Source organism: Oleiphilus sp. HI0117 (genome assembly GCF_001635235.1).
In genome coordinates, this window is record NZ_LWGA01000627.1 from 1 (window position 1) to 10,645 (window position 10,645).

Annotated in this window: 9 protein-coding genes and 1 pseudogene; 9 read left to right on the forward strand and 1 reads right to left on the reverse strand. The window is 47.1% G+C overall.

Features of this window, described 5'->3' with window-relative positions:
• From A3757_RS07265 to A3757_RS07290, 6 genes and pseudogenes are all read left to right on the forward strand, one after another.
• Nucleotides 1–570, forward strand: a pseudogene (locus tag A3757_RS07265) (tRNA 2-selenouridine(34) synthase MnmH); the annotation flags it as partial.
• Nucleotides 567–1,418, forward strand: coding sequence for a putative selenate ABC transporter substrate-binding protein (locus tag A3757_RS07270; protein WP_068513588.1), 852 nt, complete (start codon nt 567–569; stop codon nt 1,416–1,418). The pseudogene A3757_RS07265 and the gene A3757_RS07270, both read left to right, overlap by 4 nt.
• A 1-nt stretch (nt 1,419) precedes the next feature.
• Nucleotides 1,420–2,175, forward strand: coding sequence for an ATP-binding cassette domain-containing protein (locus tag A3757_RS07275; protein WP_068513591.1), 756 nt, complete (start codon nt 1,420–1,422; stop codon nt 2,173–2,175).
• Between the two features lie 3 nt (nt 2,176–2,178).
• A complete protein-coding gene (locus tag A3757_RS07280; RefSeq protein WP_068513593.1) occupies nt 2,179–3,675 on the forward strand; it encodes an ABC transporter permease in 1,497 nt (498 codons plus the stop codon).
• Nucleotides 3,676–3,924: 249 nt separating this feature from the next.
• Nucleotides 3,925–6,156 (forward strand): selenide, water dikinase SelD, encoded by a 2,232-nt coding sequence (selD, locus tag A3757_RS07285; protein ID WP_068553554.1) that lies wholly within the window; start codon nt 3,925–3,927, stop codon nt 6,154–6,156.
• Nucleotides 6,157–6,307: 151 nt separating this feature from the next.
• Nucleotides 6,308–7,435, forward strand: coding sequence for a hypothetical protein (locus A3757_RS07290; protein ID WP_068513598.1), 1,128 nt, complete (start codon nt 6,308–6,310; stop codon nt 7,433–7,435).
• A 23-nt stretch (nt 7,436–7,458) separates the two neighbouring features.
• On the opposite strand, the gene A3757_RS07295 is transcribed toward A3757_RS07290, so the two are convergent.
• Nucleotides 7,459–8,949: a PLP-dependent aminotransferase family protein gene (locus A3757_RS07295; protein ID WP_068513601.1), complete on the reverse strand. Its 1,491-nt coding sequence runs from the start codon at nt 8,947–8,949 to the stop codon at nt 7,459–7,461.
• Between the two features lie 128 nt (nt 8,950–9,077).
• On the opposite strand from A3757_RS07295, the gene A3757_RS07300 reads away from it, so the two are divergent.
• From A3757_RS07300 to A3757_RS07310, 3 genes are all read left to right on the forward strand, one after another.
• A complete protein-coding gene (locus A3757_RS07300; RefSeq protein WP_197469914.1) occupies nt 9,078–9,671 on the forward strand; it encodes a pyridoxamine 5'-phosphate oxidase family protein in 594 nt (197 codons plus the stop codon).
• A gap of 72 nt (nt 9,672–9,743) precedes the next feature.
• The gene (locus A3757_RS07305) at nt 9,744–9,968 is read left to right on the forward strand and encodes a hypothetical protein (RefSeq protein WP_156490509.1); all 225 of its coding nucleotides are present in this window, start codon (nt 9,744–9,746) and stop codon (nt 9,966–9,968) included.
• A gap of 9 nt (nt 9,969–9,977) precedes the next feature.
• Nucleotides 9,978–10,645: hypothetical protein (locus tag A3757_RS07310; protein ID WP_068739374.1), on the forward strand; the 668-nt coding region annotated here is incomplete at its 3' end.

Genomic DNA, 10,645 nt, shown 5'->3' on the forward strand with positions numbered 1-10,645 from the left:
AGCTTTGGTCGAATGTTGACCCCTCAACCTAGCCAAATAGATTTTGAAAACAAACTATCCATCGCCCTATTAAAAGCGCGCCATCAAAATAGCGGCACGGTATTTCTGGAAGACGAAAGTCGTTTGATTGGCCGTTGTGCTTTGCCTTTGACTTTGAAAGACCGCATGTCTGCTTGCCCTTTAATTGTCTTAGAAACGCCTTTGGAAGAACGAATCGATGTAGTGCTTCAAGACTATGTGATTGATATGACCGAAGCCTACTTAAGCCGGGACGGTGAAGAGCAGGGCATTGAGAATTTCTCTAACTATCTGTTTGAGAGTTTAGGGAGAATAGAACGCCGCTTGGGTAGCGAGCGAAAGAATCATCTACAGCAAATGATGGCACGAGCGATCAAACAACAATTTTCTGCTTCAGAATCTGATGAGGCTTACGGCCTTCACCGGGAGTGGATCGAACATTTACTAAAAGATTACTACGACCCAATGTACGATTATCAGCTCTCAAAGAAGGCTGAAAGAATTGTATTGCGGGGAAGCAAAGACGCACTATTGGAGCACTACTCAAAATGAAATTATTCAGTACCTTGATCATATTGTTTAGCCTAGCGGTGAGCGCGCAGGCGAAAGATTTTACCTTTACCGCCATCCCTGATCAGGACAGCACCCAGCTTGAGCAGCGCTTTGGTGCAGTGTCTGAGTACTTAGGGAAGGCCTTAGGCATTGAGGTACGTTATGTGCCGGTTAAGTCTTATGCGGCTGCAGTGACAGCATTTCGAAATGATCAGGTTCAATTAGCCTGGTTTGGTGGTTTGTCGGGTGTGCAGGCGCGCTTATTAGTGCCAGGCTCCCAAGCGATCGCACAGGGAGATGAAGACCGCTTCTTCAAGACTTACTTTATTGCGCATCATTCTACAGGTTTAAAAAAGAGTGATGAATTCCCAAAAGGTATTGCTAACAAGACACTGACCTTTGGTTCAAAAGGTTCAACATCGGGTCGCTTGATGCCTGAGTTTTATATCCGTCAACACCTTAATGATGCGCCTGATGCGTTGTTCAAACGTATAGGTTTTAGTGGTAATCACTCACGCACAGCCGCTTTGGTTAACTCAGGTGCCTACGAAATTGGTGTGTTGAGCTACAAGGTTTGGGAAAAAGAGCTAGCCGCAGGTAAGATTGATCCAAAAAAGGTTCAGGTTATTTGGGAAACACCTCAGTACCAGGATTACCAGTGGAGCATACGCGGTGATGTGGACGCGCATTGGGGTGAAGGTTTTGGTGGAAAGATTAAACAAGCCTTGTTGAATATGAAAGACCCTGACTTGCTAGCGCGTTTTCCTCGTAAAGCCTTTATTGAAGCGAAGAACGAAGATTATCAGGCAATTTTGGATACCGCTAAAAGCATTGGTTTGATTGACTAATATGCTTGATACGGGGGCACCGACAAAAACCATATTTCATCTCTCCAAGCAGGATTTAGCGTGGCAAGGTAATACCGTGCTGCGTGACTTGGAGATAGAAATTAAGGCCGGTGAAAAAGTCGCACTGCTTGGCAAGAGTGGTGCAGGTAAAAGTACTTTACTCAAAGCACTATACCAGCTGCGCCCCGATGATATTGCCTTCTGTCAGCAGGCGCCGGCTTTGGTCCCCAGTTTATCTTTGTTCCATAACATTTATATGGGGCAGTTGGATAAGCACAATTTTCTCTATAACGCTTTGAATTTGTTTTTTCCTCAGAAGGCGGTTCAAAAAAAGGTAGCCTTGCTTGCACAATCTTTAGGTTTACAAGAACACTTGAAAGCGCGTGCCGAGACCTTATCTGGCGGTCAGCAACAGCGTGCAGCATTAGCTCGAACGCTGATCCAGGAACGGGATATTTTTCTCGGCGACGAGCCGGTTTCTGCGGTGGATGAGCTACAAGCCGAGCGCTTGATCGCTAAGATCATCTCTTCTCACCAGAGCGTTGTTTTAGCACTCCATAATACCGAACTGGCCGTGAAATACTGCGATCGTATCATCGGCTTGAAAGGCGGTGAGTTAGCGATAGATTGCCAAGTTGCCGAACTGGACTCAGATAAGCTTCGTCAAATCTATTCCGATTTCGATACCCAGCAGCCCACCGGCGAACATGATAATACGCCGGTGCCTAAGCATCCTGACTTAAAGCTCTGTCGTTAAGCTATGTGGACGCTTAATCGAGTCAGCTCCGGCTTTTTGTTTCTGGCGCTTATTTGCCTTTGTTTTGCCGACCTTGAAATCATTACAGCAGACCCTTGGGGAGAGCTAGGTCGTATTGCTCAGGGTTTTGTCAGCCCGTCTTTTTTCTCTTGGTATGAATTGCTGGTCAGCTTGCTGAACACCTTGGCTTTTGCCTTGGTCGGTGTGGCGATCTCTTCTGTATTCGGCTTGCTGTTGGCGCAATGTTTTCAGCATCGTTTGGTCCGTATTGGCTGTGCCTTTATCCGTTCAATTCATGAAATTTTTTGGGCTTTGCTGTTTTTGCAGTTCTTTGGCTTGTCGACGCTGACTGGCTTGTTGGCGATTATCATTCCTTTTTCTGGCATCTTCGCCAAGGTCTATGCCGAGATTTTGGAAGAAAGCGATCGTGCGCCGAATGATGCCCTGACCCACCAGGCACAAGGCTCGTTTTCGGCTTTTCTTTACGCGCGCTTGGCGCAGGCTTGGCCGCAAGTCGTGTCGTATACGCGTTATCGTTTGGAGTGCGGTATTCGAAGCAGCGCGATACTTGGTTTTATCGGCTTGCCTACGCTGGGCTTTCATCTCGAAAGCTTCTTCAGTGAAGGCGAGTACGATCAGGCCGCGGCAGTGCTCTATGTCTTCTTTTTTGTCATCGCCAGCTTAAGATTCTGGAGTCATCGTCGTAGCTTATTGCTGCTATTGCTAGTCGCGGTGGTGTGGTTATCGACTCAATTGAATTTATACCTGAGTACACAGACCGATCTGATATGGCGCTTTTTAAGCTACGATATCCTGCCTGAACCCTTAAAAGGGGCTGAAACTCTTTGGCAGCTAGAGGCTTGGTATGCGACATGGGACTGGGCTAGCTTTCTGATACAGCAGCAGGTGGCCGAAGGCGTTTGGAATACCTTATTACTGACCATGATTTCATTGGTGGGCAGTGGCATCTTAGCCTTAGTCATGTACCCCTTTATTTCACCCTTATTTTTGAACAAAGGCAGCCGTTATCTGTCACACTTCTTGTTAGTCGTTTTGCGCTCTATACCTGAGCTGATGTTGGTGTTTGTTTTACTGATTATGATGGGTCCCTCGATGGTGCCCGCGATCGTGGCTTTGAGCTTGCACAATGGTGCGATTATCGCGCATTTGATTGGCAACGCATCACGCAACCTTAAGCTAAGACAAGACGCCCCGAAAGGCATTAATCTATATTCCTACGAAGTCACGCCCAGATTATATCGGCCCTTTTTGGCCTTTTTGTTTTACCGCTGGGAGGTGATTCTACGAGAGAGTGCCATACTGGGAATTCTCGGCGTGCATACCTTGGGTTTTTACGTCGACTCGGCCTTCGAAGAGTTGCGCTTTGATCGCGCCTTGTTTTTAATTTTAGTGACGGCATTGCTGAATATTCTTGTCGATACCTTATCACGCGGTATTAGGCGAAAGCTGCGGCTCAATGCCTTGCCGGATATGCGTTAGTGTAAGAGGAACAGTCCCGTTATAGGGTGCGCCGTGCGCACTGGCGGAGTAGTGGCATTCAAGCTTATATTTAACAAATAACAATGACTGTAGGCAGAGGGTTCTATCCCTCGCTCGATCAACCTCGTGCTAGCCTTCATGCGAGCCGTGGAAGGCTCTGCCTACAGGTTTAGGGCACTAAAGAGGGAGCGATAACGAATGATTACCATTGATTACCGCCTCTCTTAAAGAGCTGGATTAGGAATAAACGTGAAAAAAAATGAGACAAATACTGATACACCCATTAGCCAAGACTTGGTGTTAATCGGTGGTGGCCATGCCCACGCTATTGCTCTGAGCATGTTGGCCAAGCGTCACCTACCTGGTGTGCGCATTACCCTGATTTCCAATTCAGTACTCACACCTTACTCAGGTATGCTGCCTGGCTTGATTGCCGGGAACTACGAGCATGAAGACGTGCATATCGACCTGGGCGCAGCGTGTCGAAGTTTTGGGGTGCGCTTTATTGAAGATAGCGTGACAGGCCTCGATCTTGAAGCGAAAACCATCTTCTGTCAGCAGCATCCGCCGTTTTCGTACGACGTATTGTCGATAGATATAGGCTCTTCTCCAGACTTAAAAAACATACCAGGCACTAAAGAGTTTAGCGTTGGTGTGAAACCTGTTGATCGCTTTCTCGCTCTCTGGCATGACTTGCAGCAATCCCTACTGAGTAAGGAACTCACTTCGCCGGTAGATATTGGTATTGTCGGCGGTGGTGCCAGTGGTGTTGAAGTTGCGCTAGCGATGCAGCACAAACTTAAGTGTGCGCTAAAATACCGAAAGACGAGCTTTGAGCAACTTCGCTTTCACGTGGTCTCGGGGAGTGACACGATACTGCCCAGCCACAATGCCAAAGTGCAGCAGCGCTACCAAAAGGTATTGGATAAACGTGGGGTGCAGGTTCATCATGATTTTCGCGTGTCTAAAGTTGAAGAAGGGTGCTTGGTCGATGCGCGAGACGCTGAAAACCCGAGGGAACTAAGCTTAGACAAGATTATTTGGGCAATATCGGCGTCAGCCCCTGAATGGCCGAAAGCCGCTGGTTTAGCCTGTAGTGAGCGGGGCTTTATAGAAGTGGATGCTTGTTTGCAGTCAGTTTCTCATCCTAATGTTTTTGCCTCGGGTGATATTGCTGATGTGCTGGATCACCCACGGCCTAAAGCCGGTGTATTTGCTGTGCGCCAGGGTAAACCCTTGGCTGATAATCTTGAAAAAGCCCTACGTGGTGAGCCATTAAAAGCCTTTGTCCCTCAGAGCAAGTTCCTGAGTTTAGTGAGTACTGGCGACAAAGCTGCAATTGCCTCTAGAGGTGACTGGGCAATGTCGGGCGCATGGGTATGGCACTGGAAAGATTCAATCGACCGTAAATTTATGCGCCGCTTTAGTGAACTTGCCAAGCCGATGATCCCCGCTGAAAATGCGAGTGTGGATGCTGAGCCGATGAGTATGCGTTGTGGCGGTTGCGGTGCCAAAGTGGGGCAGCCTATTTTAAATCGCGTGATTGCCCAGCTTTCAACACGTTATGAGGATAAGGCGAAGGTAGCACTGTCCCAGCCGGATGATGCCGCCGTTTTGGCCATTCCTGCCGATAAATTATTAGTCCAGTCTGTCGATGCTTTTCGACGTTTCATCGATGATGACTACCTCTTTGGCCAGATTGCCGCGAACCATGCCTTGGGTGATATTTTTGCCATGGGAGCAACGCCCCATAGCGCCCAAGCTTTAGTGACCTTACCTTTTGCGAGTGAAGAAAAAGTTGAGCAGCAATTGCTTCATCTGATGCTTGGCGCGAGCAAGGTTTTTGATGCGTGTGAGATGCCCATTGTTGGGGGGCATACTGCAGAAGGTGCTGAACTAAGCCTTGGCTTTACCATTAATGGTCTAACCGATGAAAACCAGCTTCTAACCAAGGCTGGGCTTCAGCCAGGTGATAAATTGATTCTAACTAAAGCGCTGGGAACAGGGGCTTTATTTGCAGGGGATATGCGAGGCTTGGCGAAGGGGCCTTGGGTGAAATCGGCGATTGAAATGATGCTTCAGTCTAACCAAAAGGCGAGTCATATCCTCTTCAACCATAGGGCGAAAGCTTGTACCGATGTCACGGGCTTTGGCTTAGCTGGACACTTACTGGAAATGCTTCAGGCGTCAAAGCAAAAGGCTTCTTTGAATCTGGCTTCCTTACCTGTATTGGACGGTACTGAAGCACTGATGGCTAAGGGTATATTCTCGAGCTTGCATGAGCAAAACAAACAAATCGATACCAAGATGCGTGCTTTTATTTCCTTGGAAACGCCGAAAGAAGCAGAGATTTTATTTGACCCCCAAACTGCGGGAGGTTTATTGGCTGGAGTGCCTGCTGATCAAGCGAACGCTTGTTTAAATGAGCTGAGAACCGCGGGTTATGACTTGGCTTGTGTGATTGGCGAAGTGATTAAGTAGTAATATCCAGCTACCTTACCATCCTTTGGAGGGGGCTGACTTGAAGGCATTCACAAAGGTAAGAATATCTCGTTGAGGGAGGTACTTTTCATCGTTAGCATGTGTGAAAAATAAACAAAATAAAAACACACATGTGCAAAAGGATGTTTGTATGAGTACCTACTTTTCCAGCATCAAAGATGAAATTCATACATTGGGCAAACTCATTGCAGGTTGTATTTACGCGAAAACGGTTTTATTCGTTGAAAACTGTTATTCCGATATGACTCCCTTGCAGGATGAAGAGCTATCGGAGATTTCCGGCCAAGCTTTTGTCACCCTAGACCAGGAAACCGTTCTTGGAAAAGAAATGACCCGAGTAAATATTGGTATGGAACTCAAGACGCAGCTGAACGTTGAGGAGCTTAAATTAGGCGAATATCCTCGCTGGGAAAATGGCGAAGCTTGTTTTGAGTGTGATGGAACAGAACCAGGCTTGGAAAAGCAGGGCGCAGATCTTTGGGTTAAGAATATGAGCTTTGGCGCGATTGCCGAGACCAGTGGTAGAAAGATGGATGGACGCTACTATAGAGCGGGCGAAATCATTCCTTTTGAGTTTTATGACCCTTACATCGAAATCGCTAAAGAAGACGATGAACTAGTGGGTATGCGTATTGGCTTTCATCAGGCGCGTGGTATTTTCTCTGGGGATATTTTGAGCTTTACCGGTCAACTGCCCGTTCAAATAAAGGATAATGCTTACGCATTGATTGATGCCCCTAATCGCCCCTGGTGGTTTGCCTTAGCGGGGGCTCTCTTGCCTTTTACACCGGTAGAAGGGCAGGCTCATCCGATTACCGCACCGAATGTGGTGGATGGTGAGGTAGATTATGAAAGCGGTGGTCAGCCAGACCCTGTCCGAGCGACCCATATCGGTTTGCCCAGTGGTTCAAATTTTACGCTTGGGCCTATCCCGTTTATTGGTGATATAGATTTTGCCACGACTGACTGTAACCTTCATGGAGTTCCGACCTGTTTTCCGATGACTCAGTTTAAAAGCATGGAAGTAGGGGAAAAACAAAAGAACGGCACTTTTCTACCTACTGGCGGTTTCTTTTTGTCGATGCAGAAAAAGGCCATGGAATGGATTGAACCTGTTAGTCAGCAACGCGTTTCGACACCGAGCGGAGTATTCTTCAGTGTTCCGGTTGGGAGTGTTGAATTCAACCTGGAACAATCATTTCATGGTACGCCTCGCCGCCGAGTTGAGTATATTGATAGAGGTGTGGGCTTGTTTTAGTTCGATTGACCTTACAGTATTGATTAAGTGCTAGTCATGCATGAAAGCATGACATTCCGAAGCGTTTGTATATGCGGATCAATCAGGCTTAGCTCCGTATTAGCAAAACCCAGTACAAGGCCTTGCTCCTCGGCTCGATCGAGGTAATAAGTGGATAAGGGGCTGGCAGAGAGGTTATGCTCCCTCATCGCTTCAACAACCTTCATATCTGATAGCCCGGCCTGGCAAAGTTGCGGATTAAAAATCAATACTATGTGCATGCCCGCGCCGGTGCACTCGGGCTTTGCGAGATTTTCCAGGTGCTGTTCGCAAGCCGCGATGATCGTTTTGAATTTCTCGTGATAGAGCCCTCTCATTTTTCTCAGGTGCCTGATAAAGTGCCCTTCTGCAATAAACTCAGCGACAGTTTCCTGCTCAACCATTGGTGTTTGCCCTGCGATTCTATTTTTCGTCTTCACACATGGGGCAATGACTTGCTCAGGGACAACCATGTAGCCAAGCCTTAGTGCAGGGTAAAGTACCTTGCTAAATGAACCGATGTAGATAACTTGATCCTGTAAACCCAAACCTTGCATGGAGGCAATCGGTTTGTGTTCATAGTGATATTCACTGTCGTAATCATCCTCCAGAATCCATACTCCATTTTCAGCAGCCCATTGAAGGATGTTTAAGCGATTTGCCAAAGGCATAATCCCGCCCATCGGATATTGATGAGTCGGTGTGACACATAAGATTTTACCCTTTGGTTTCTTCGGTAGTGCTTGTAGGTCTAAGCCATTCTTACCCACCGGGATGCCGGTAATTTTGCACTGATGTGCTTTAAAGGCTTCGCGCATTCCAATGTAGCCCGGGTTTTCCAAATAGACTTCATCTCCGTGATTCAAGATGACTTGAATCGCGATATTGACCGCTTGTTGAGCGCCAACCGTGATGATGATTTGCTCGGGTGTGCAATCCAATCCTCGTGAAGATTTTAAGTAGCTGGCAAGCACTTCTCTCAAGTAGGACGAACCTTGTAATGAATCATATCCAAGCAAGGCGATACGCTGGCTTTGTTGTTGATATATTTGCCCCCATTTTTTGATGGGAAAAGCTTTGAGGTCAGGTAAACCGGCTTCGAAACTGGTGTTGCGATAGACTCTGATCTTGTTGTCGCCGAGCAAGACTTTTCCAGAATCAGAGAGCGGCATCTTGGTTGGTTTTGACTCAAATCGCATGATGTTCTTCGTTTGAGCATTGAGATAATCATCAGGAAGATTGGTCGCAATATAGTGGCCCGCTCCTTTTTTCGTTTGCAGGTAGCCTTCAGCTTTCAGTTGCTCGAAGGCGCCCGAAACCGTGTTTCGGCTAACCTTAAGAATACTCGACAGCGCACGGCTAGAAGGTAATCGCCTCCCTGAGACTAATCGTCCATCTAATATTCTGTTCTTGACCCCCTGATACAGCTGATGTTGCAGTGTCTCGGTGCCAGAAAAAGAAAAGTCACGTAACGAGTCAAATTCTTCAGTGCTCAAATTGGTACCACCAGAAATTAATTATTGGATCTTAATGTGGGGCCAGTATTGATTCAGACTAAGCATGAGTCAAGCACAGAGATACGAGTGCGATAGGAAATATCTTTATATAACAAAGGAGAATAGAGGTGACCTTAAAGAAAACGCAGCGCTCTGAAATAAAGCGAGCAGCAAAACGAGCCAGTTACCAACAGAGCGACTTATACCCCTTGATTGATGAGCTAAAACTGGCGCATATTTGCTTTGCGCCCGAAGGTAAACCTATGTCTATCCCGATGCTTTGCTGGCGTGTCGACAATGCGATTTATATCCATGGTAGTCGAGGCAGTCGCCTGGTTAAGCAACTCACGAGTGGGCTCGAAGCCTGTGTATCCTTCGCTGAATTAAATGCCTGGGTAATGGCGAAATCGGGCTTCCATCACAGTGCTAACTATCGTTCGGCTGTACTGTTTGGCTACTTTGAATTGGTGGAAGATGAACAGCAACAGCTTGCCGCATATGAGCACTTTGTTGAACAGCTCGAAACCGGCCGTTGGAAACAAATTCGCCAACCCAATGAAAAGGAACTTCAGGCAACATCACTACTCAGGATGGACATCGACGAAGGGGCAGTGAAACAAAGACAGGGCGGCCCAAATGATGACATTGAAGACTTGGTGCTTCCCGTTTGGGTGGGAGAGATTCCTATCATTAAAACATGGGGAGAGCGAGTGGAGTATTAAGGCAGGCTCGAAAAGCGCCTGCTTAAGGAGTCCGCCGGTGCGCACAGCGCACCGACCTTTATCGCAATTTTCTTGAGCTTTGTCATAATGATTGGCTTTGTCGGCCAAATCGAAGACTATGTCGTGTATCGGGAGTTTGGAAGCCAGGCTCTGGCGGGTCACGGAGTGCTAGGCTTGATAGCCATCGCATTATTCATCAGTGGTCATCGAATGCATAAAATGAAGTTAGTGATTAAGGCCAGATTAAGGCACAATCAGCGCGAAAACGAATTAAAAGATAAGCAACAACAGCCATAGGTAACCTTTATGAAGAAAATACTATTACCACTTTTGATAATTATACTAATCGCCGTCGCAGGTGTTGCTTACCTGGCCGGCTCACTCAATGACATCGTTAAAGAGCAGGTTGAAACGCATGGCAGCAAGGCTTTACAAAGCGCTGTTGTTGTAGAGGGTGTTGATATCAGGTTGATGGATGGTTTTGGTGAGTTGAGCGATTTCTCTGTCGCTAACCCTAATGGCTTTACCCCGACGTCAGCTCTTGGTTTTGGTATCGTGCGCCTGGATATTGGTACAGAGAATATCACTGAAATGCCGATTGTCATTGGGGAAGTCTTGGTTGATTCACTTTCGGCACTGTATGAATTGAATGCTCAAGGAAAAGGTAATCTAAATGTATTGCTTGAGCAGATTACCAGTCAGGCTAGTGCTGACTCAGGAAAAAGCGGCAGTGCTGACAAGACTAAGGAAGAGTCGGGTGCAGACTCCGACGTGCGCATCGTGATCAAGAAGCTAACTATCAAAGATACGCAACTAGCGTTAGATCTGAGTGCGCTTGGCCAGAAAAAGTATGATGAAACTCTCCCCACCTTTGCTGTCTCGAATGTAGGTGGAAGTGCGGGCCTTCCTCCAAAGGAACTTGCTCAGGCTATGGGTAAACAAATACTTGATAAGCTTATCAAAGAAGCTAAAGC